At 57.7% G+C, this 21,494-nt stretch carries 16 protein-coding genes; 15 read left to right on the top strand and 1 reads right to left on the bottom strand.

The features are described from left to right. Positions 1-211 precede the first annotated feature (211 nt). From EKD05_RS03065 to EKD05_RS03050, 4 genes are all read left to right on the top strand, one after another. Positions 212-790, top strand: a complete 579-nt coding sequence (locus EKD05_RS03065) for a TlpA disulfide reductase family protein (protein ID WP_240695605.1) — start codon at positions 212-214, stop codon at positions 788-790. Further along, the gene (locus tag EKD05_RS03060; protein ID WP_129670840.1) at positions 790-1,536 is read left to right on the top strand and encodes a prolipoprotein diacylglyceryl transferase; all 747 of its coding nucleotides are present in this window, start codon (positions 790-792) and stop codon (positions 1,534-1,536) included. Before EKD05_RS03065 ends, EKD05_RS03060 begins: the two co-directional genes overlap by 1 nt. A 4-nt stretch (positions 1,537-1,540) precedes the next feature. After that, a complete protein-coding gene (locus tag EKD05_RS03055; protein ID WP_129670839.1) occupies positions 1,541-2,995 on the top strand; it encodes a Gmad2 immunoglobulin-like domain-containing protein in 1,455 nt (484 codons plus the stop codon). Between the two features lie 75 nt (positions 2,996-3,070). Beyond that, complete coding sequence (locus tag EKD05_RS03050; protein WP_129670838.1) at positions 3,071-5,572, top strand: BsuBI/PstI family type II restriction endonuclease; 2,502 nt, start codon at positions 3,071-3,073, stop codon at positions 5,570-5,572. Here EKD05_RS03050 and EKD05_RS03045 read toward each other — a convergent pair whose 3' ends face one another. Continuing rightward, positions 5,573-6,571 carry a radical SAM protein gene (locus EKD05_RS03045; protein WP_129670837.1) on the bottom strand — a complete coding sequence of 333 codons (999 nt, stop codon included), beginning with the start codon at positions 6,569-6,571 and terminating at the stop codon, positions 5,573-5,575. A 92-nt stretch (positions 6,572-6,663) separates the two neighbouring features. On the opposite strand from EKD05_RS03045, the gene lepB reads away from it, so the two are divergent. From lepB to EKD05_RS02990, 11 genes are all read left to right on the top strand, one after another. Then, positions 6,664-7,458 (top strand): signal peptidase I, encoded by a 795-nt coding sequence (gene lepB, locus EKD05_RS03040; protein WP_129670836.1) that lies wholly within the window; start codon positions 6,664-6,666, stop codon positions 7,456-7,458. 35 nt (positions 7,459-7,493) lie between these two features. Continuing rightward, positions 7,494-8,630, top strand: coding sequence for a glycosyltransferase family 1 protein (locus tag EKD05_RS03035; RefSeq protein ID WP_129670835.1), 1,137 nt, complete (start codon positions 7,494-7,496; stop codon positions 8,628-8,630). 248 nt (positions 8,631-8,878) lie between these two features. Next, complete coding sequence (locus tag EKD05_RS03030; RefSeq protein WP_129670834.1) at positions 8,879-9,280, top strand: protease inhibitor I42 family protein; 402 nt, start codon at positions 8,879-8,881, stop codon at positions 9,278-9,280. 51 nt (positions 9,281-9,331) lie between these two features. Then, a complete protein-coding gene (locus EKD05_RS03025) occupies positions 9,332-9,853 on the top strand; it encodes an adenine phosphoribosyltransferase (RefSeq protein WP_129670833.1) in 522 nt (173 codons plus the stop codon). 206 nt (positions 9,854-10,059) lie between these two features. Further along, a complete protein-coding gene (gene rpsU, locus EKD05_RS03020; RefSeq protein WP_097654388.1) occupies positions 10,060-10,251 on the top strand; it encodes a 30S ribosomal protein S21 in 192 nt (63 codons plus the stop codon). Positions 10,252-10,336: 85 nt separating this feature from the next. Beyond that, entirely contained in the window at positions 10,337-11,419 is a 1,083-nt protein-coding gene (prfA, locus tag EKD05_RS03015; protein ID WP_129670832.1) for a peptide chain release factor 1, read from the top strand. Between the two features lie 74 nt (positions 11,420-11,493). Then, complete coding sequence (gene add / locus EKD05_RS03010; RefSeq protein ID WP_129670831.1) at positions 11,494-12,534, top strand: adenosine deaminase; 1,041 nt, start codon at positions 11,494-11,496, stop codon at positions 12,532-12,534. A gap of 153 nt (positions 12,535-12,687) precedes the next feature. Next, positions 12,688-14,355, top strand: coding sequence for a SulP family inorganic anion transporter (locus EKD05_RS03005; protein WP_129670830.1), 1,668 nt, complete (start codon positions 12,688-12,690; stop codon positions 14,353-14,355). 729 nt (positions 14,356-15,084) lie between these two features. Continuing rightward, on the top strand, positions 15,085-15,357 hold the full coding sequence (locus tag EKD05_RS03000; RefSeq protein WP_129670829.1) for a hypothetical protein: 273 nt from the start codon (positions 15,085-15,087) through the stop codon (positions 15,355-15,357). Beyond that, entirely contained in the window at positions 15,354-16,904 is a 1,551-nt protein-coding gene (locus tag EKD05_RS02995) for a glycosyltransferase family 39 protein (protein WP_129670828.1), read from the top strand. The genes EKD05_RS03000 and EKD05_RS02995 overlap by 4 nt, the downstream gene beginning before the upstream one ends. Before the next feature lie 128 nt (positions 16,905-17,032). Beyond that, the gene (locus EKD05_RS02990) at positions 17,033-20,830 is read left to right on the top strand and encodes an Eco57I restriction-modification methylase domain-containing protein (protein ID WP_129670827.1); all 3,798 of its coding nucleotides are present in this window, start codon (positions 17,033-17,035) and stop codon (positions 20,828-20,830) included. Positions 20,831-21,494 lie beyond the last annotated feature (664 nt).

The raw sequence follows: 21,494 nt of genomic DNA, 5'->3' as shown, positions 1-21,494 counted from the left end.
GCAAAGGCGCAAAGGCGCAAAGGTTTTCGTGTAGGTGGGCGAACCCTTCGCGTGAACTTATTTGAATGGTATTGTCTAGAGGCAATACTTTTTAAAGAAGGACGAGCAGAGACCTCACAGGTCTTGATGATGGCGTCCCAATGCCGACGAGCAGACCTGTGAGGTCTTTCTTATTTGCAAGGTATTGGACCTAGAGGAGCAGTAAGACAGTATGTTTATGTTTCGTCGCCGCCAGTTTGATCTGCTCATGCTTGTCACGCTGGTGGTGGGTCTTGGGTTGATCGTGCTGACCCGTGTGCGGCCTGATGTTCCCGTTGCGCTGGGCGAGCCTGGTGGCCCATCCGTTGCAACGACGCCAGCGCCTCGTGAAGGCCATCCTGCGCCTGACTTTACCCTGCTCGATCTCACGGGGCAACCGGTGCGCCTGGCTGACTTGCAAGGCCAGGTGGTCTTGATCAACATCTGGGCGAGTTGGTGCCCGCCGTGCCGTGCCGAGATGCCAATGATTCAGGCGTCGTATGAGCAGTACCGTGACCAGGGGTTCACCGTCCTGGCAGTCAATTCCGGTGAGGATGCCGCAACGGTTGCAGGCTATATGGATGCAAGCGGCCTCACTTTTCCCGCCCTGCTTGATCAAGATGGCACTGTGAGCAATGCCTATCAGGCCCGTGTGATGCCATCGAGCTTTTTTGTTGATCGTGCCGGGGTGATCCGGGCAGTCTACCGTGGGCCACTGGCGCGCAGCGTCATTGTCGGTACCGTCGAACAACTGCTGGCCGAGGCACCCTAATGTACCCACTCATTCCGCTTGGCCCGCTCAACTTGAGCAGTGGCGGTCTGTTGCTGCTGCTCGGCATCATGGTGGGGATGTTCCTGAGCGAACGCATTGCGCGTCAGCGAGGCGGCGCGGAACTGGCCGATCAGGTTTCACGGCTCACCTTGCCGGTGTTGGCGGGGGCGCTGATTGGCGGGCGGCTCTGGTATGGGCTCTTCAACTGGGATCTGTATGGGCGCAATCCGGGGCTCTTGCTTGCCTTGCGGGTTGCCGATCTTGCCTGGGCGGGGGCGCTGATCGGTGGCATGGCGGCGGCGTGGCTCTGGTGCCGGTGGCAGCGGTGCGACCTCGCGCCGAGCGCGGATGTGGCGGCGCTGACCATGCCGCTGGTACAGGCCATTGCCAGCCTCGGCCTGTTGCTCAGCGGCGAGGCTTTTGGTGTACCAACTGCGTTGCCCTGGGGCATTCCGCTTTTTGGCACCATGCGCCACCCAACGCAGATCTATCTGATGCTCGCGGCGCTCATCAGCTATGGTATGCTTCAGATACTTGCCCGGCGGACCCTGGCACCGGGGGCACTCTTTGCCGTCTACCTCTGGCTGCAAGGCCTGACCATGCTGTTGCTTGAACCGCTGCGTGGCGATGCTCTGCTGACCGTCTTTGGCCTACGGATCGCGCAGATCGTCGGCCTGGGCCTGATGTTGGGGGCGATGGGATGGTGGCGGGAGAGAATGCCACTGCATAATGCGAATGTGAGGTGAACAAATGCCTATGCGCTATGCCTTCGGTCTTTTGCTTTTGCTGACCATCCTTCTGCCGCTCAGCGTTGTTGCACAGACCTCTGATCCACCCGCTTTCAGGACACTCTGGGAGCGCAGCGATTACCCGGTGCAGCAGGGGCGTGGCAGCCATTCGTGGCTCTGGGGGCCTGTTCCGCGCACGCAAGGGTTGCGGGAGTGGTATGTTGACGGGCCAGAGCAGTTTCGCTCGGTGCAATACTTCGACAAGGGGCGGATGGAGATCAACGATCCACTTGGTGATCCCGATAATCTCTGGTTTGTCACGAGCGGGTTACTCGTGCGTGACATGATTGATGGGCGGGTGCAGGTTGGCAATGGCGATTTTGTTCCGTTGGCCCCAGCGACCATCCCAGTGGCGGGCGATCCTAACGCGAGCTTTCCAACCTACGCCGACCTACAGCCTTATGTGCGGGCGCAACCGCGCCTTGGCCCTGGCGATACCGTCGCCCAGCGTTTGACGTCCGTTGGCTTGCGTGCCGCCCCAGAGTTCGCCAACCTTGCGGCGGCACGCATTGACAGTGCGGTCGTCAATGGATATGGCATCCCACGAGCCTTCTGGTCATACCTCAACGAAGGCGGAGTTGTGTACGAGCGGCAACGTTTTGGGCAAGTGAACCCGCGTTTCGACTGGCTCTATGTAGCGGGGTATCCTCTTGCTGACGCCTTCTGGGTGCGTGTCCCGATTGCCGGGGTCGAGCGTGACGTCATGGTGCAGCCCTTCGAGCGGCGGTTGCTGACCTACACCCCAAGCAATCCGCCCCAATTTCAGGTCGAAATGGGCAACGTTGGCCTGCACTACTACCGTTGGCGTTACGAACTACCCTTTGCCGAGGGACAGCAGGCGTTGCTTACGGCACCGGCGGCGGCGACGCGCATCAGCAGTCCCGTACTTGTGCAAGGCTTTGAGCGTGGAAAAGCCTTTGAGGCGGGCATTGATCTTCGGCTACGCACGGCCAGCGGCGCGATCATCGCCCAGGGTGGCACCTCGGTGCAGCGTCCCGATCTTAACATTGCCGGCCCCTTTGTGACGAGCCTTGAATTCACGCCACCCGAAACCGAAACCCCTGGTGTCATCGAAGTCTTTGTCATCTCGCCACTTGATGGCAGCGAAACAATCATTGCACGTCAACCAGTGATCATCGAGGGTGTTGCGCGTGGCATCGACCGAGCGCTTGCCCTTGCGCAAGCCGATCTCATTAAGCGTACCGGGGCCTCGGTCGCCGCAATCAGCCTGCACGCTGCCGACGAAGTCGTCTGGCCGGATGGGTCACTCGGTTGCCCTGAACCAGGCCAAAACTACCTCCAGGTACTCACCCCAGGCTACCAGATCGTGCTCAAGCTAGACGAACAGTTCTACGACTATCACACCGACACCCGCACCGCGGTGATCCTCTGTCGCAATGGGCGGCCAGTGGGGTAAGCGAGCGCTAGTCTTGACATACACGATTTCGTGTGTTATAATGAAAACAAGTGTACGCAATACTTGAGGCCACAGATGACCATGCGCAGTGTTGGAACTTTGCTTGAGCAGGTAGATCTGATGCGTTTGCAGGTTATGCCCGCTGCTAATGCACGCACAACCATGGGGCAGGTCTTTACACCAGTTTCGCTTGCTCGCCTGATGGCAGGATTATTTGAGCAACCACGAACAACGGTTAGAATGCTTGATCCTGGTGCTGGTATGGGGATGCTTACGGCGGCAACGGTTGCCGCACTTTGTCAACGGCCTGATCCTCCACATAGGATCTCGGTCACGGCCTGTGAACTTGATGCGCAATTGATCCCCTCTTTGCGGATGACGATGGACTTATGTGAGCGTGAGTGTGAGGCATTGGGGATTCATTTCGAGGCCAACATTATCAAGGGTGACTTCCTTGAATTTGCGGCCAATCAGCTTGAGCCTCTCTTTACAGCTACACCAATGCGTTATGATCTGGCAATTCTCAATCCGCCCTATCGCAAAATTCAGACGGTATCACGCGAAAGACGTTTACTGCGCCGTCTTGGGATTGAGGTCTCAAATCTGTATGCTGGTTTTATCGCGCTTAGCTTACAACTGCTCCAAAGAGGCGGTGAGCTTGTTGCGATCTCACCACGTAGTTTCTGCAATGGGCCGTATTTTCGCTCTTTTCGCGAGATGCTGCTTGCCAGGTCTGATCTACGAGGGTTTTATCTCTTTGAGGATCGTGAAGAAGCTTTTCGGGACGATGCAGTGCTACAGGAGACCGTAATTACTTCTTTAGTTGCCGGTTGTACACAGTCGCCAATGGTCAAAATGGTGAATGCGCATGATCCTGCTGATGAGATGCCCACGATCCAGGCCATTCCGTTTGACCAGGTGGTGTATCCACATGATCCCGAGCATTTCTTCCATCTTGTTGCCCATCAAGACGGTCAGAGCGTTGCTTCGCGCCTGCAGAGTTTGCCAGCGACGCTCGCTACACTAGGCCTGAGTGTCTCAACGGGTCGTGTCGTTGACTTTCGTGCAACAGCGCATCTGAGGCGCGATCCAGGCCCAGATACCGCCGCCTTGCTCTATCCAACTCATTGTGAGCGCGGGCATGTCGTCTGGCCGAAAATTGGTAAAAAGCCTAATGCTTTGGTGATCAACGAGGCAACCCAGGATCTGCTCGTCCCAAATGAACCCTATGTGCTGGTGAAACGCTTTTCGTCCAAAGAAGAACGTCGTCGCGTCGTCGCTACCCTTTTCCTCCCAGAAGCTGTGCCTGGTAGCGTTGTAGCTTTTGAAAATCACCTCAATTATATACATAACCAGAGACGTGGAATTGATTATCACCTAGCTCGTGGTTTGACGGCTTTTCTCAATTCGACTTTTGTTGATACTTTTTTTCGTCAATTTAATGGTCATACGCAGGTAAACGCTACTGATCTACGTACGCTGCGCTATCCTGATCGTGACCAATTGATTGCTCTCGGACGAGCGGTTAGCCCCGATGCTGATCAACATACTATTGATACAGCTGTAGCACAAGAGGTGTTTGATATGCATGAAGAGGGAGATCCTACGCTTGGGCAACGGCGTATTCAAGAGGCTCTCGCACTTTTGAAGTTGCTTGGCTTACCTCGCGCTCAACAGAACGAACGGTCAGCCTTGACCTTGCTCGCTCTCCTCAACTTGAAACCTGATACCTCATGGGCACAAGCTGAGGCACCCTTATGCGGCATTACGCCAATGATGGAATTTTTTCAGCGTTACTATGGGCGTACATATGCACCTAATACCCGCGAGACCGTACGCCGTCAGACCGTACACCAATTTCTAGAAGCTGGTTTTATTACGGCTAATCCTGATCAACCGGATCGACCAGTCAACTCGCCAAAAGCGGTTTATCAGATTGAAGCAACGCTCTTAGCTGTTCTCCAGACCTATGGAACTGATCAATGGGAGGTTCAATTCACTGCGTATCTTGATACGATTGAGACCCTGCGTGAACGTTATGCTCGTGAGCGCTCTGGACGGCGACTCGAAGTTCAACTTGCTGAGGCACAGTTGCTCTATCTTACTCCCGGAGGTCAGAATGAATTAGTAAAACAGATCGTTGAAGTCTTTCGACCACAATTTGCACCAGAAAGTGAAGTTTTATATGTTGGAGACGCAGGTCAAAAGTTTGCTTTTATCAAGCGTGATGAGCTTGAAGAGCTAAACATCGTGATCGATGAGCATGGCAAGATGCCTGATGTTATTCTGTTTGAGCGGAAACGCCGCTGGCTTTTTCTGATTGAAGCTGTAACCTCGCATGGGCCGATTGATGGTAAGCGCCATGATGAATTGCGGCGGATCTTTGTCAATGCTACGGCTGGAATTATCTATATTACAGCTTTTTTAGATCGTAAATCGCTGCAAAAAGATTTATCCCACATATCATGGGAAACGGAGGTCTGGCTTGCTGAGGCACCCTCGCATTTGATCCATTTTGATGGTGAGCGTTTTCTGGGGCCGTATGATTCTGGTTACGAGACTGGCTCGCATCCTTGACTACTTGAAAATCGATCGTCTGATCCCCGTTTCTTGCCCACATCCGGTGCAGGCTGTGCCGTCGAGGCCGACGATGCGGGTGATGCCGTTGGTGCGGGTGATCAGGGTCTGCTCGCAGTGGGAGCACAGGGTCTCCTGGTCTGGTTCCAGACCGTAGATGTGGAAGAGGCCGCGTTCGTGGCCGAGCCTCCGTGCGCGCATGGTTGAGGCTGCTGTGGCGCTGCCGGTATCGCCAGGTAGGATATGCCAGGGCGTGGCTGCGCCCAGGGTGTCACGGATCCAGTCGATGAGCGCGGCAAGTTCGTCAGGGTTGTCGTTGACCCCGTGATGGATGCGGGTGGTTACTTCGAGGTGGCATTGCCAGCGTTGCTGGGCCCGCTCGGCGATGTCCAAGACCTCGCGCCACGCGGGGAGTCCGCCGAGCCGTGCATAGCTCGCGTCGCTAAACCCGCGTAGGTCGAGGCTCATGCCGTCAAGGTAGTGCCCGAGCGCATCAAGGGCTTCGATGGTGAAGGCACCCGTCGTTACCAGCGCAGTGTAGCGACTGGTCGCCCGGCAGAGTTGCAACAGGTTGCGGACATATTCAAGGTTGACCGCTGGCTCGCCAAAGGCCCAGATGACCCCTCGACAGAGCCGTTCGAGGGCGACGTTGGCCGCACGTTCGGGATCAAGCCGTCGCTGCTGCGCCGGATCTTCGGGGAGTGCGCCGTACAGGCCGCGTTCCTGATCCACCAGGGTTGCATAGCCCCATCCTCCTAGCGCCAGGGTCATCGTGTCGGGGAAAAAGTGCCACAGCCGATAATCTTCAATCGATCCAAGCGCTGCGCCAGCAATGCGTTCGTAGTTGAGCATGGCGATGCCGCCTTCGACCCCGATGCGCATCTGGCAGCGCCCGGTTTCCCCAGAAGCGAGGGTGCAACGCCATTGGCACGCCTGACATGTCGTTCGATTTTCATCTCTGGCGATGACGAGATCGGCGAGGTTGTGCGCGTCTGTCATGCGAGTTCCTGTTGCTCTAGCATTGCATTCATGAGATGACGTATAATAGGACAGTGTAACATAGGTATTCGTGCGTCAATTTGAGAAACTTCATGGAAGATACCCCCCTCCGGCCCGGGCAACCCGATGAGGTTGCTCGTTCCGTTCAGTATGAGCGTTCCCCTGGTGATGATCAGCCCTGGACGCACGTTGGCGAACCGCCGCACCCTGGGTTCCGTGTGAACCAGGTGCGCCGGGTTGTGCGCGAATTGTTGGAAACGGCCCTCTTTATTTTGCTGATCTTCTTTATTGTGCGCGGTATGGTGCAAAACTTCAAGATCGAAGGAAGTAGCATGGAGCCGACGATGCACACTGGTCAGTATATCCTTGTCAACAAGTTGGTCTATTTTCACTTTGACCTCAATGCGCCATTACGCCTGATGCCCGGCCAGGAGGATCTGCCGCAACGCATTATCTATCCGTTTCATCAGCCGCGCCGTGGTGATATCGTCGTCTTTGAGTATCCCAATGATGTTGCCAAGGATTATATCAAACGGGTAATTGGCCTGCCTGGTGATAGCGTAGAGATCCGCGATGGCAAGGTCTTTGTGAATGGTCAGGAGTTGGCGCAGCCCTATCTGGGTGGTGCGTCAACCTACTGTATGATCAATTCGGCCTGTCAAACTGGCCCGCTGGTGGTGCCCGAAGGCCATCTTTTTGTGATGGGCGATAATCGGGCGAATTCGAGTGACTCGCGCGAGTGGGGGCCGCTGGCCTTCGAGCGGGTGGTCGGCAAAGCCTGGTTTGTCTATTATCCGCTGAGCGACTGGGGCCTGGTGCCGCATTATGACTATGCGTCGCTGGCTGGCGCTCATCAACCGCCAGCCGAGCTTGCTTTTGAACCGTAGCTCGACGGGTAACGTTACAAAAAACGATCAATTCTATGCATGTTGCCATCAATGCCCATCTGCTTGCCCATACCCGTTCCTTCCGACGCGCTGGGGTTTCGCACTATATTGAACAGGTGTTGCTGCACCTTGGTCGCCTTGATCGCCAGAATTGGTATACCGTCTATACGACCCGTGGCTTGACCAATGCGGCCCTCGGGTTGCCCCCCAACTTTCGTGTGATCCCTAGCCATCTGCCGACGATCAATCCGCGCGTGCGGATTCCGTGGGAACAGTTGCTCGCCCCGCTGTTGCTGCGTTCGATCCGCGCCGATCTCTTTCATGGGGTCTTGAATGTGGCTCCGCTCGTTTGCCCCGTGCCGAGCGTTATTACCATCCACGATCTCGCCTTTATTCGCTTCCCTCAGACCTTCCGGGCCTATAATCGTACCTATCTTGATTTTGCGACCCGCTTGAGCGCCAAGCGGGCGTCACGGATTCTGGCGGTGTCTGAGCATACCAAACGCGAAGTTGTCGGCTTGCTGGGCATCCCAGAGGATCGCATTATCGTCACGCCCAATGCCGTCCGTGACCATTTTCGCCCCCCCGAGCCAGGCATGCTCGCTGCTTTCCGCGCCCGCAAAGGTCTGCCCGAGCGCTTTCTCTTGACCGTCGGTACCCTTGAGCCACGGAAAAATCTGACGACCCTGCTTGAGGCGTATGCCCAGGTGGTGCGCACCCATCAGGTTCCACTGCTGATTGGTGGCGGCAAGGGCTGGCTTTATGATGCCGTCTTTCAGCGTCTCGAGGCACTTGGGTTGCGCGATCTGGTGGAGTTTGTCGGCTATATTGAAGAAGAGGAACTGCCGCTCTGGTATGCGGCGGCGACGATCTTTGTCTTTCCATCAATTTATGAAGGCTTTGGCATGCCGCCGCTTGAAGCAATGGCCTGTGGCACTCCGGTGATCACCTCGGCGAGTGCAAGCCTGCCCGAGGTTGTCGGTGACGCCGGTCTGATGGTCAACCCGCACGATGCTGGGGCCTTTGCGCAGGCGATCATAGCCATGCTTGACGACCACGACTTGCACCACGAACTGCGTGAGCGTGGGTTGCGGCGGGCCGAGGCTTTTTCGTGGCATACGACGGCAGAACGAACGCTCGCCGCCTACGAAGCCGCCGTGAGGGGTTTTTAAGCACAATACCTTGCAAAGAACGCGGTTGTTTTGACGCAAAGGCGCAAAGTTTTTCGCGTACGTGAGCGAACCCTTCGCGCCTTCGCGCCTTCGCGCCTTCGCGTGAGCTTATTGGAAAAGTATTGGTTTTAAGGCAAGGTTTCAGGTTACTTTACAGTTTGGAGGCCTCCATCGCGTCCTGATGCGCTCGGCTCTTTCCTATTTTCTAGCTCCTAAATCCTTGTCTAAGCATTAAAAAGGAATTGTTGATGCACCACCCACAACGTCTCGTTTTCGTGATCGTCCTGCTGCTGAGTCTGGCTGCCTGTGCGCAACCCCAACCGCCCTTGCCCGAGGTGCAACTGACCGAAGATGCGGTCGGTCAGACCGTTGATCTGGCGGTGGGCCAGGTGCTTGCGCTGACCTTGCCGAGCAATCCATCAACCGGCTACGCCTGGCAATTCATCGCTGGCGATGAGGCGATCATCGCGCAACAGGGCGAGGCTGAATATGTCCAGGGCGCGAGCATGCCCGGGGCCGGTGGGATGGAGATCCTGCGGTTTACGGCGCAAGGCGCGGGGACTACCATGTTGACGCTTGGCTATAAGCGCCCCTTTGAGCCAGATGCGATGCCCGTGCAGAGTTTTACCGTCGAGGTGGTCGTCCGCTAGTATAATAGGCATGGTTCCAATGGTAGATATGCCTCTAGGCGAGGAGGAGCGATGGCAAACGTGGATCTTGCGAGTCTGGTGCGCAATGTGCCCGATTTTCCGATTCCGGGCATTCAGTTCAAGGATATCACCACGCTGATCAGCAATGGCTCGGCGTTTCAGCAGGTGATCACGACGCTGGCTGATCGGTACCGCCCTCTGGGGATCGACGCGGTGGTAGGGATCGAGTCACGGGGATTTATCTTTAGCGCCCCGCTGGCCCTGGAACTGAAGGTGGGCCTGGTGCCGGTGCGCAAACCGGGCAAGTTGCCGGCTGATACCTATCAGATCGAGTATGCGTTGGAATATGGCACCAGCAAACTGGAAATTCACCGTGATGCGTTTGTGCCAGGGGCACGAGTCATCGTGATTGATGATCTGCTGGCGACGGGTGGCACAATCAGTGCCGCCACGCAACTGATTGAACAGGCTGGCGCACGGGTCGTTGAACTTGCCTTTGTGATCGAGTTGGCGTTTCTCAATGGACGCGAAAAACTTGAGGGCTATCCGGTCTACTCGCTGATCCAGTATTAAGACTTGCACAACGCCTGAATCTCGGCTATACTTTTGTACGGTGTATCGTCGTTGTTCTGAGGGCTGCATGGGGCCACACCAAATCCACGGCAAAGGGGGTGAGCAGACGAGATCAATATCAGGCGTGTCTGGAACAGGCGCTGCCCCACGCGTATGAGAGTCCAGGCCATCTGAGGTGGTCGTACGATATTGATCGATGCAGAGCAATGCGTGTAGAACGTCGTGAAGGCGAGACTGTCGAGCAGTTGATCCGCCGTTTTAACAAGGGCGTGGTCTCTGAGCGGATTACGAAAACATATCGCGAGAAGATGCACTTCGTTTCCAAGAGCGAACAGCGCAAGGAAAAACGTCGTCGTGCCGAGCGCAATCGGCGCAAGAAGATGTCGAAGGGTTTCTAACCAATCCATACAATAACGACACGAGGCTAGCGGTCATTTGTCCGCTCTTCTCGTGTCGTTTGTGTCTTTTTAAAGGTTGTACCGTATGTTTGATAAGCTGAAACTTGTTGAAGCTCGCTATGAAGAGCTTGATCACCTGATGGCGAACCCTGAGGTGATGACTGATTTGGCGCGCTTGCAACAGTATGCGCGTGAGCAGAGCGATTTGACCGACCTTGTGACCGCTTATCGTGCGTATCGCCAGGCCGTCACCGCGCTCGATGAGGCGCAGACGATGGCGTATGAGACCGATGATGCCGAGCTGAAGGCGCTTGCGCAAGAGGAGGTTGAGCAGCAGCAGACCACGATTGCCAGGCTCGACCAAGAGATTCGCTTGTTGCTGTTGCCGAGCGATCCGAATGATGCCAAAGATGTCATTATGGAGATCCGGCAGGGCGAGGGGGGCGATGAGGCGGGCCTTTTTGCCGGCGATCTCTATCGGATGTATGTGCGGTATGCTGAGTTGCGCGGGTGGAAAGTTGAAGTGAACAGTACCACCGAAAGTGATACTGGTGGAATGAAAGAAGTGATCTTCGAGATCCGTGGCGAAGGTGCCTATAGCCGGATGAAGTATGAAGGTGGCGTGCATCGGGTGCAGCGGGTGCCCGTGACCGAGGCGCGTGGGCGTATTCATACCTCTACGGCGACGGTTGCGGTCTTGCCCGAGGTCGAACCAACCGAATTTGAGATCAAGTCAGACGAGATCCGCCTCGATGTCTTCCGCGCCGGTGGCCACGGCGGCCAGGGGGTCAATACGACCGACTCGGCGGTGCGCCTGGTCTATCGAGCGGGAACGCCTGATGAGATTGTGGTGACATGTCAGGATGGCCGTTCGCAGATCAAGAACCGGGATAAGGCGATGGTGGTGTTGCGGGCGCGGCTCTATGCCCGTGAACAAGAGAAGCAGGATCGTGAACTGAGCTCATCACGCCTTGCCCAGGTTGGCACCGGTGAACGTGCCGAGAAGATTCGTACCTACAACTTCCCGCAGGATCGCATCACCGATCATCGTATCGGCCAGAACTTCTCGAATCTGCCCGGTGTGCTCGCTGGCAACCTGGATAAGATTATTGATGCCCTGATCGTGCATGATAACGCTGAACGCCTGCAGGCTTCCGGGATTGCGTGATTCGATTGGCGCTTGCTGAGAGGATAGTCTATAATCTTCAGACACCATCGGCAAGATAGTCAGGGAAGATCATTGTGCTCACGCCAGTGCTTGAGACCTTTATCACTCAGATGCCCAAGGTGGAACTCCACCTTCACCTGGAGGGGACGATTACCCCGCGCACGTTGTTAGTGCTGGCTGAACGCAATGGGGTCACCTTACCCGCCAATGATGAAGAGGGTGTCGCCGCCCTCTTTCGCTATCGCGATTTTGGCGATTTTCTCAATGTGTTTATGGCGATGACGCGTGCCATCGTGAGTGGTGAGGATTTTGAACAACTGGCCTATGAGTTGGGCCACGATCTCGCCCACCAACATGTGCGCTACGCCGAGGTGATGATTTCACCGATGCAGTACCTGCTGCGTGGGGTGGATCTCTATGAGGTCATTGAGGGCACGATGGCCGGCTTTGCGCAGGTCGAGCGTGAGGCTGATATTATGCTCCGTCTGGCGCTTGATTATGGGCGCCAGTATGGCCCCGAACGGGCATGGGAGTCACTCGAAGTCGCCTGTGCGCTGATGCACCGCGGGGTTGTCGGCTGGTCGATCGGTGGCAATGAGATTGGGCATCCCCCCGAGCCGTTTGCCCCCGTCTTTGCGTCTGCCCGTGCCGCAGGGCTTGGCGTGATGGCCCACGCGGGTGAGGTGGTCGGGCCGGTGAGTGTCTGGGGCGCGATCGACTTTCTTGAGGCGCAACGGGTCGGCCATGGGGTGCGCAGCGTTGATGATCCTCATCTGGTGCAGACGCTGGCCGAACGGGGCATTGTGCTCGATATTTGCCCCAGTAGCAATCTGTTGACCGGTGCCATCAAGACGTGGGCCAGCCACCCGTTGCGCTCGCTGGTGGCCTCGGGGGTGCCGGTGACGATTAATTCTGATGACCCGACCTTCTTTGCGACGACGTTGACCGAAGAGTACCGCCGCTCGCTGACGCACCTTGGTCTGACCCTCGACCAGTTGTGTGGTACGGTCAGCACAGCGGCCCGGGCTACCTTCTTGCCCGCCTCTGACCAGGAGGCGCTCACGACGCGGGTTGAGCAAGAGATGACGCTGCTCCGTCAACGCCTTGGGCTGTAACGGCCAATGGTGGCGCACAGCAAAAAACAAGCCAGCAATGCTGGCTTGTTTTTTGCTGTGCGCCACCATTGGCTTAGTGTGTTATAATCACGATACATATATCGTGAACTATATATAGTGACTTAAAAAGTCATGCGTAGCCTGGGAGAGGGTATGCAGGTCTTCAATCACTTCCGGTTCGATAACCTTCGCGGGGACCTGTTCGGTGGGGTGACGACGGCCATTATTTCGTTGCCGCTGGCGTTGACGTTTGGGGTTGCTTCGGGGGCAGGGCCTGCAGCCGGTCTGTATGGGGCCGTGCTGGTTGGTCTCTTTGCGGCACTCTTTGGGGGGACATCAACGCTCATCTCAGAGCCAACTGGCCCGATGACGGTGGTTATGACGGCGGTGATTGTCGCGATGCTGGCGCAGAACCCCGATCAAGGGATGGCCATGGCCTTTACGGTGGTGATGCTTGCGGGCCTCTTTCAGATCTTGTTTGGCCTGCTCAAACTGGGCAAGTATATTACGCTGATGCCCTACAGTGTCATTTCGGGCTTTATGTCGGGGATTGGCATTATCTTGATGACGTTGCAACTGGCCCCGCTGATGGGCCAGCCGAGTCCGCCGGGGGGTGTCCTGGGGACGTTGCAAAATCTGCCGACCCTGGTGGCGAATATTCGCCCTACCGAGACGATCCTGGGTGTTTTGACGCTAGCGATCCTCTTTCTCTTTCCGGCGCGCTTCAAACGCTATGTGCCCCCTCAGTTGATCGCGCTTGTTGCGGGTACGGTTGTCTCGTTGTTGGTCTTTGCCAATGAAGATCTCCGTCGGATCGGGGTGATTCCGGTTGGCTTGCCCGAGTTGATCTTTCCCACCTTTACCCCCGAGCAGATCACGACGATGGTGATTGATGGTCTTATCCTGGGGATGCTCGGGTGCATTGATACGACACTCACGGCAATGATTGCCGACAGCCTGACCCGTACCGAGCATCGTTCAGATAAGGAGTTGATTGGTCAGGGCATTGGCAATTTCTTCGCGGGTCTCTTTGGGGGGTTGCCGGGTGCGGGGGCCACGATGGGAACCGTGGTCAATATCCAGAGTGGAGGCAGAACGCCGCTTGCCGGAGTGATCCGGGCCTTGCTATTGCTCGTCGTGGTGTTCGGGGCCGCCAGGTTGACCGAACAGATCCCGCTTGCCGTGCTTGCTGGCATTGCGATGCATGTTGGCTTCAACATCCTCGACTGGAGCTTGCTCAAACGGGCGCATCGGGTCTCATTCCAGACAACGGTGATTATGTATGGCGTGTTGTTGTTGACGGTTTTTGTTGATCTGATTGTTGCGGTTGGGGTGGGCATTTTTATTGCCAACATTTTGACGATCGAGCGGCTGAGCGCGTTGCAGTCAGAGCATGTGAAGGCGATTAGTGACGCTGACGATGCGATCCAGATGACTGACGAAGAGCGCAGCCTCTTGCAACAGGCCGATGGACGGGTCTTGCTCTTTTACCTGAGTGGCCCGATGATCTTTGGGGTCTCGAAGGCGATTGCGCGTCAGCACGCGACTATCAGCGAGTATGATGCCGTGGTGATCGATCTGAGCAATGTGCCCCTGCTGGATGATACGATTTCGCTGGCGATCGAGAATGCGATCAAAGATGCCGTCGACGCCAGGGGCGAGGTCTTCATCGTGAGCCCCACCGCCGCGATGCATCGCCAGTTGAGTCGCCTCGATATTTTTGCCATGATCCCAGAGGATCATGTCTTTTGCCATCGCCCAGCGGCTCTGCGCCAGGCGGTCGGGCGGGTGATACCTGAAGTGCCGAGCATCGCAGCTTGATGGACTTCTCGCTCTCACCCGCCTCCTAGAGCGGGGGTGACGGGGATGGCACGGCGGCGTGGGGAGCACGGCACCGCCGTGCCCGTACGACGGATCGCATGGGGCGGGAATGTCACCGGGGATGCCACGGGGCGTGGGGGCGTGGGGGCGTGGGGGCGTGGGGGCACGGCCCGTCAAAGGGTTTCACCTGCTCGGTCACGGGCGTTCCCGTGCGCGCTATTGCCACATGGCGGTGTGCCACCCCATCAAACTTGCCAGATGTGCGCCGGGACACCGCTCCGTTCCCCCACGGATCGCGGCGGCGCACACCTAGGTTTCCGACGGCGCGACGAAGCCACCCGCCATCCAGACGTCCTCCCGGGCCTCAGGGCGGTTTGACGCCCTCTGGTGAAACCTTTTGACGGCCACGGCACCGCCGGGGCACGGCACCGCGGGGGCAGGGCACCGCCGTGCCCCTACAGGGCTGATGCAACGTCAGATCTCCGGGGTTGCCGTCGCCGTCAACGGCTCGGCTCCTGCGTGCCAAGCCCGCCTGCGCGGGCTGAATGAGGCCGCGCAGGCGGCCTTCGCGACCCATCGCCGAGGGCTTCAGCCCGACGGTGCTCCGGTCAGGTGGGCGTTGCCTCAGCCCTGGCCGTGCCCCTGCTGCTGGTTGCGTCCTCCGCGTGGTGTGTGCTACCATGCGTGCGCGAGATGGTTCGTGGTTCATGCGCAAGGGGGATTTGGGGGATGGAAGATTGGCCCTATCTCGCTGAGTTGGCATTGATCATCAGCGGGGTCGCGATCCTCTTTGCGACGCTGAGTTATGGCGATCATATGCGGCGTATTCCTCTCGCTGCACCGATTGAGTCCTGGTTTTCCAGCGGGTTTGCCCTCTTTCTCATCGGGGTGATGTTGATCGCCCGTGAAATGCTCTGGCTTGAGTTGATCAGGCTGACGATTACGGCGGCGGTCTTTTTTTTGGCGCTCTGGACGATGCGCTGGCTGCGGAGACGACGATGACCCAGATTGCTGCCGATTCCCCGCTTGCTTCTTCCCGCCGCAAGGCAACAGATTGGGTGACGTTCGCGTGCCTGTTGAGTTTTGCGGTGCTCCACGGCTTGCTCTATCTCTTTTTGGTGCTGCCCTGGCAGGGCTATGATGAGCCAACCCATTTTGAGCATGCGTTGATCCGCGCGGCGAGCGATCTTGCGACCTACCGCAATGAGTTTGTGCAGCCAATTGCCGATTCGATGCTGCGCTTTGACTTCTGGGGGCCTGATGGCGAGCCGACCTACCGCTCGCCTGGGGTGCCTTTCATTGGTTTTAACCAGCGCATTCATCCGCCCTTCTATTATGAGCTTGCCGGGGTGCCCATTGAACAGACGCTTGAACAGTCGATCGAAACGCAGCTCTATGCCGCTCGTCTCGTGAGCCTCGCACTCTATGTCGTCTCGGTGCTGGCGATCTGGCGGCTCGCGGTGGTGCTGGCCCCTGATCAGCCGTCACTCCAGGTGGCGGTGCCGTTGATCTATGCCACGCTGCCTTCGTTTGCCTCGTTGATGGTCACGGTGAATAACGATGTGTTGATCAATGCGACCGGGGCTAGCTTGTTGCTCGCCTGTGCGCTGCTGATCCGCGATGGTCTGCGTCCGCTGCCGTTGCTGATGGCGTTGCTTAGCCTGGGGATCGGGGTGGCAGCCAAACGGACGGCGGTGCTCGGCGTGGTGCCGCTGGTGCTGGCGCTCTTCTGGGCGCTCAAACGCCAGCCGATCCGTGGGATCTGGCGTTGGGTGACGCTGCTGCTTCTTGCTGCGCTTGCTGTGGGGGGCTTGGTGGCGGCAGTGCAGATCGCGCCGACCGACGCGGGCCTCGCCTTCGATTTGCGACCCTGGTTGCTGCAACTCGATCAGCAGTATCTGCGCCTCAGGCTTGAGCCCTTTTTCCTTTCGCTTATGGACTGGGAAAACAGTTCGCAACTCTATCCTTTTACCCTTGACGTTGCCTTTCGTACGCACTGGGGCGCCTATGGCTGGGATCGCATTGTGCTCGATGGGGTCTGGACGATCATCTTTCTGCTGCTCAGTGCCGGTGCCGGCCTTGGCTTGCTTGTCCGGGCTTTCCGCCGCCGCGCTGAGGTGGCGCTCTGGCAGCGGCGGGTGCTCTGGATGCTGTTGAGCCTGCTCGCGGTCGGGGTGGCCGCGTTGCTGCTGCGTGTGCATCCAATCCCGCCCTATGGCGATTATGTCTATATTTCGCGGGGGCGCTACCTCTTTGGGATGCTCGGTGCCACGATCTGGCTGCTGGTCTTTGGCCTGCTCGGTCTCTTGCCGCGCCGTTTCGAAACGCCGCTCTTGCTGGCGCTTGTGCTCTTCGTCTTTATCTTTAACACGTACGGCCTCGTCACGCTGATCACCGAATACTATGGGCAGCCCTGGACGCTCGAGGCGTTCACTGCCGGCAAGCCCTGGCTCTTTGCCGTGCCCGCGCTCTATCCTGCGCTTGGTGTGCTCACTGCGCTGAGTGCAAGCGTGTGTCTGTGGCGGGTTTGGGCGGTGGCGCGGGTGTAGTCGCACTACCTTGCAAATACGCCGGTTCTTTTGACGCAAAGGCGCAAAGGCGCAAAGGTTTTCGCATAGGTGAGTGAAGCCTTCGCGCCTTCACGTGAGCTTATTTGAAAAGGATTGCCCCTCCCCCTATGTCAGCAGCGCAACTCTCTCTGGCCCTGGCTCAGCGCCACCACAATCGCCAGCTTTTTGCTGATCGGTATCTTGATGTGACGTTGCCTCAGCGTGAGGAGTGGCTGGCGCTGCGTGCGGAAGCTATGCCGGTGCTGGCTCAGGTGCAAGCACTGCTGGCAGCTTTTACGCCTTCGAATAATGAGGCGCAGACGGAGCATGATTTGGTGCGTCCGGTGCTGCTGGCGCTTGGGCATAGCTTTGAGGTTCAGGCTGCGTTGCGTACGCCCAAGGGGACGAAGAAGCCGGATTATGTCTTTTATCGCGATCAGGCGGCGCTGAATGCCAATAAGGGCCGGGTGTTGACGGAGGCCGATCTCGGTGCGGCGTTTGCGGTGGGCGATGCGAAGCATTGGGAGCGTAAGCTGGATGTTTCGAGTACCGGTGAGGGCGATGAGATCAATAAAGTTCCGGCTGATCAGATTGCTTTTTACATGCGCCATAGCGGGGTGGCCTGGGGTGTCTTGACCAATGGGCGCTTCTGGCGGCTTTATCATAAGGATACCGTTCATAAGCAGGATCGTTTCTACGAGGTCGATCTGCGTCAGTTGGTCGAGGCCGGTGATGTTGATGCGTTCCTCTATTTTTATGCCTTCTTTCGGCGGGCTGCTTTCAACCCTGCGGCGACGGAACCGCTCGCGCTCGAAGCGATGCTCCGCGAGAGCAGTGCTTATGCGCGTGGCGTGAGTGAGAGTCTCAAGGCGCAGGTCTTTGATGCGCTCCGCCATCTTGCCCAGGGGTTGCTCGATTATCCGGGCAATCGGTTAGAACCGACGCCCGAGACGCTGCGTGAGGTCTATAGCCATAGCTTGATTGTGCTCTATCGGTTGCTCTTTATCTTTTACGCTGAGGCCCGTGAGTTGCTGCCGTTGCGTGCGAGTGCGTCCTATCGCGAGGATTATAGCCTGGCGGCGACGGTGCGTCAGGTGGTGCGTCGTCTCGATAGTGGCTTGACGCTGCTTGCCGATACTGGGCGTACTTGGGCACGCTTGCGCGATCTCTTCCAGATCATCAATGGCGGGAGTCCGCCGCTTCAGGTTGCGACGTTCAATGGCGGCCTGTTTGATCCGCAGCGGCATCCTTTTCTTGAGCGCTATACGATTGGTGATGCGCAGCTTCAGCGGGCGCTGGATAAGCTCGCTCGTGTGAACAAGGAGCAGATCGATTACCGCGACCTGGCCGAGCGCCATCTTGGTACGATCTACGAAGGCTTGCTGGAGTACCATTTGCAGCCGATTGCGCCTACGTCTGACGGCTTTACGCTTGATCTTTTCAATGATAAGGGCGAGCGTCATCGCACCGGCAGCTACTATACGCCCGATTTTGTGGTGCAGTATATTGTTGAGCAGACCTTGCGCCCGCTGCTGGACGCGGCGGTCGCTGGGCAGACGACGGATGAGGCGAAGATTGCGGCGGTGCTGGCGGTGAATTGCCTCGATCCGGCGATGGGTAGCGGGCATTTTCCGGTGGCGGCGACGGAGTATATCGCGCGCTACCTCGTCGAGTTGGGCGTTCAGCCGCCCGCCGAGGCCGGTGAGGAGCCTGATCTGGTCTATTGGAAGCGGCGCGTGGCGCAGAGTTGCATCTACGGCGTCGATCTCAACCCGCTGGCGGTTGATCTCGCCAAGCTCTCGCTCTGGCTGGCGACCGCCGCGAAGGGTCGCCCGCTCTCCTTCCTTGACCATCACCTGCGCTGTGGCAATGCGCTGGTGGGTTCCAGAGCGACCGAGGTCGCGGTCAGCAAGCCGGTGAAGCCGGCGAAGCGGAGCAAAAAAGAGCTTGCGGCGGCGCAGGCGGGCCAGCTCTCGATGTTGGAAGATCCGGCCTTTGCCGGGGCGATGTCGAGCGCCGTCGGGTCGATGTGGCTGATTGAAGGCAGCGCCGGGCGCACCGTGGCCGAGGTGAAAGAGCAGGAGCAACTGTACGAACTGATCCGGCGCGAGTTGACCGAACGCTTCGCGGTACAGGCCGATCTGCGCACCGCCGACGACTTCGCCCAGGCGCCCGACCAGAGCCTCTGGCCGAGTCTGCTTGCGTATGCCAGCAAGCGCGAGAGCGGGGCGTTTGCCATGCCCGCCTACGAGCCGCTGCTGGCGCAGGTACGTGCGTTGGCCGAAGCGCAACGCTTCTTGCATTGGGATCTCGAATTCCCCGAAGTCTTCTTTGATCGCCACGGTCGCCCGCTGGGGGAAGAGGCCGGCTTTGACGCGATCATTGGCAACCCGCCCTACGTGCGCCAGGAACAACTCGGCCCGCTCAAGCCCTACCTGCAACGGGCCTACCCCGAAACCTACAGCGGGACAGCGGATCTCTTTGTCTTCTTCTTCCACCAGGGCGTCAAGTTGCTGCGGCAAGGCGGGCGGCTGGGGTATATTGCCAGCAATTCCTGGCTACGGGCCAACTACGCGACACCGCTGCGCAGCTTTATGCGTGAACAGGTAACAGTTGAGCAACTGATCGACCTGGGCGACAACCGGGTCTTTGCCGATGCGCCCGATGTCTACCCGGCCATTCCGCTGGTGCGCAAAGCCACGCCGCCGCATGATCACACCGCCCAGGTCGCCACCTTCAACCGGGGCGAAGGCGTGAGAGCGTTTGCCACCCAGGTTGCCGCCAAGCTCACCCTGGTCAGCATCCATGATCAGCAGGATACCGGTTGGCAGCTTGGGGATGGCGCGGGGCGGCAGTTACTTGCAAAGTTAGTATTGGATCGGAAACCATTAGGAAGTGCAGCTAAAAATGCAATATACCGAGGTGTTTTAACAGGCTTAAATGAAGCCTTTATCATTGATCAAGTAACTTATGATCGGATCGTGGAGACCGATCCTGCTAGTACTGCGGTACTGAAACCGTTCTTACGTGGTGAAGATTTGCGACCCTGGTATCAAGAGGCCGAAGGTCGCTGGCTCATCCTACTGCCAAACAAGTGGACTGGGCAAACCTTTGGCCCCGGCTTGAATGAAGCGGAGGCATGGGTCAAACTCCAAGCGCTCTACCCTGGTATTGCGGCACACCTCAAACCTTTTGCTGCTGATGCGCGGAAGCGAGGCGATAAAGGTGAGTACTGGTGGGAATTGCGTCCTTGTGATTACTACGACGCGTTTGGGAAAACCAAGGTTTTCTACCCCGAACTTGCGAAACAACCTCGCTTCAGTTGGGATGATACGGGAGCTTACGTGAACAACAAAGGCTTTATTATTCCAACCGAGCAACCCTGGCTGGTAGGGCTTCTCAACTCGCGCACTATTTGGTTTCTTATTATGCGAACTGCGCTAGGTTTAGGTGAGCGAGCTGGCATGGAGCGATTTCAACTTTTCGCCCAATTCATCTCACGCCTCCCCATTCCCGACGCGACCGCCGCCGAGCGCGACATCATCGGCGACCTAGCGATGCAAATCACTGCCGAAGCGCAGGCGCGTTACACCCTGCACCAGCGCGCGCGCCGCCGCATCCTCAGCGACCTGGGCGGCGCACCAGGCACCAAGCTCAATCAAAAACTCACCGCCTGGTGGACGCTCGACTTCCCGGCCTTCCGCACGGAGGTCCACAAAGCGCTCAAACGCGAGATCGCCCTCAAAGAGCGTGACGACTGGCAAGACTGGCTCGACACACAGCGGGCCGCGCATGCCGCGCACACCGCAGCGATCATCGCAGGAGAAACCGCACTCAACGCCAGGGTCTACCAACTCTTTGACCTAAGCGCCGACGAAATCGCCCTGATCGAAGCGAGCACGAAGTATCATTATGGCGAAGAGTAGGAGCATAGCGGCGTCACCGACGTGAGTCGGTATGCAAAGAAGACCAGTTTTTGACGCAAAGGCGCGAAGGGTTGTGGTTCTATAGTTTGCTGTGGTCTGATTCCTCTGTCCATTCGTGCCATTTTGACGCACGACGAGTATGACCAGGGGAAAGGGCATATTCCCGAAATATCCGATCGGTGAATCCAGCAAACATAAGGGCGGAGATTTGATCTGCATCCACCATGCGCATCAGAGCGATTGCATCTTCTTCCGTCGCCGTCAACGGCTCGGCTCCTGGGGAGCGAAGGCCACCTGCGTGGCCTAGGCGAGTCGGCGAAGGCCGGCTTCGCACGCGGGAGCCGAGGCGTTATGGATTTTAAGAAATGAATCCGCTCAACCAGACCTGTGAGGTCTGGCCTTGCCGTGCCGTGCCGATCAAGGATCACCGCAAGGACGAGACCTCACCGGTCTTCTCGACCCAATGCGGTCTCGTCCAGACCTGTGAGGTCTTGCCGTGCCGATCAAGGATCACTCCATGGAAGACCTCACCGGTCTTCTCGCCCCGATGCGGTCTCGTCCAGACCTGTGAGGTCTGGCCATGCCGATCAAGGATCACTCCATGGAAGACCTCACAGGTCTTCTCGACCCGATGCGGTCTCGTCCAGACCTGTGAGGTCTTGCC

Source organism: Candidatus Chloroploca sp. Khr17 (assembly GCF_004138165.1).
Classification (GTDB): Bacteria; Chloroflexota; Chloroflexia; order Chloroflexales; family Chloroflexaceae; genus Chloroploca.
The sequence above is the reverse complement of the archived record's forward strand: the minus strand, read 5'-3'. Positions and strand labels throughout refer to the sequence as shown.

Coding starts and splice junctions, on each gene's coding strand:
- EKD05_RS02990 (WP_129670827.1), top strand. CDS start 17,033: ATGTCAGCAGCGCAACTCTCTCTGGCCCTGGCTCAGCGCCACCACAAT.
- EKD05_RS02995 (WP_129670828.1), top strand. CDS start 15,354: ATGACCCAGATTGCTGCCGATTCCCCGCTTGCTTCTTCCCGCCGCAAG.
- EKD05_RS03025 (WP_129670833.1), top strand. CDS start 9,332: ATGGCAAACGTGGATCTTGCGAGTCTGGTGCGCAATGTGCCCGATTTT.
- EKD05_RS03065 (WP_240695605.1), top strand. CDS start 212: ATGTTTATGTTTCGTCGCCGCCAGTTTGATCTGCTCATGCTTGTCACG.
- EKD05_RS03050 (WP_129670838.1), top strand. CDS start 3,071: ATGACCATGCGCAGTGTTGGAACTTTGCTTGAGCAGGTAGATCTGATG.
- rpsU (WP_097654388.1), top strand. CDS start 10,060: ATGCGTGTAGAACGTCGTGAAGGCGAGACTGTCGAGCAGTTGATCCGC.
- EKD05_RS03035 (WP_129670835.1), top strand. CDS start 7,494: ATGCATGTTGCCATCAATGCCCATCTGCTTGCCCATACCCGTTCCTTC.
- EKD05_RS03055 (WP_129670839.1), top strand. CDS start 1,541: ATGCCTATGCGCTATGCCTTCGGTCTTTTGCTTTTGCTGACCATCCTT.
- EKD05_RS03060 (WP_129670840.1), top strand. CDS start 790: ATGTACCCACTCATTCCGCTTGGCCCGCTCAACTTGAGCAGTGGCGGT.
- EKD05_RS03045 (WP_129670837.1), bottom strand. CDS start 6,571: ATGACAGACGCGCACAACCTCGCCGATCTCGTCATCGCCAGAGATGAA.
- EKD05_RS03030 (WP_129670834.1), top strand. CDS start 8,879: ATGCACCACCCACAACGTCTCGTTTTCGTGATCGTCCTGCTGCTGAGT.
- EKD05_RS03000 (WP_129670829.1), top strand. CDS start 15,085: ATGGAAGATTGGCCCTATCTCGCTGAGTTGGCATTGATCATCAGCGGG.
- prfA (WP_129670832.1), top strand. CDS start 10,337: ATGTTTGATAAGCTGAAACTTGTTGAAGCTCGCTATGAAGAGCTTGAT.
- lepB (WP_129670836.1), top strand. CDS start 6,664: ATGGAAGATACCCCCCTCCGGCCCGGGCAACCCGATGAGGTTGCTCGT.
- EKD05_RS03005 (WP_129670830.1), top strand. CDS start 12,688: ATGCAGGTCTTCAATCACTTCCGGTTCGATAACCTTCGCGGGGACCTG.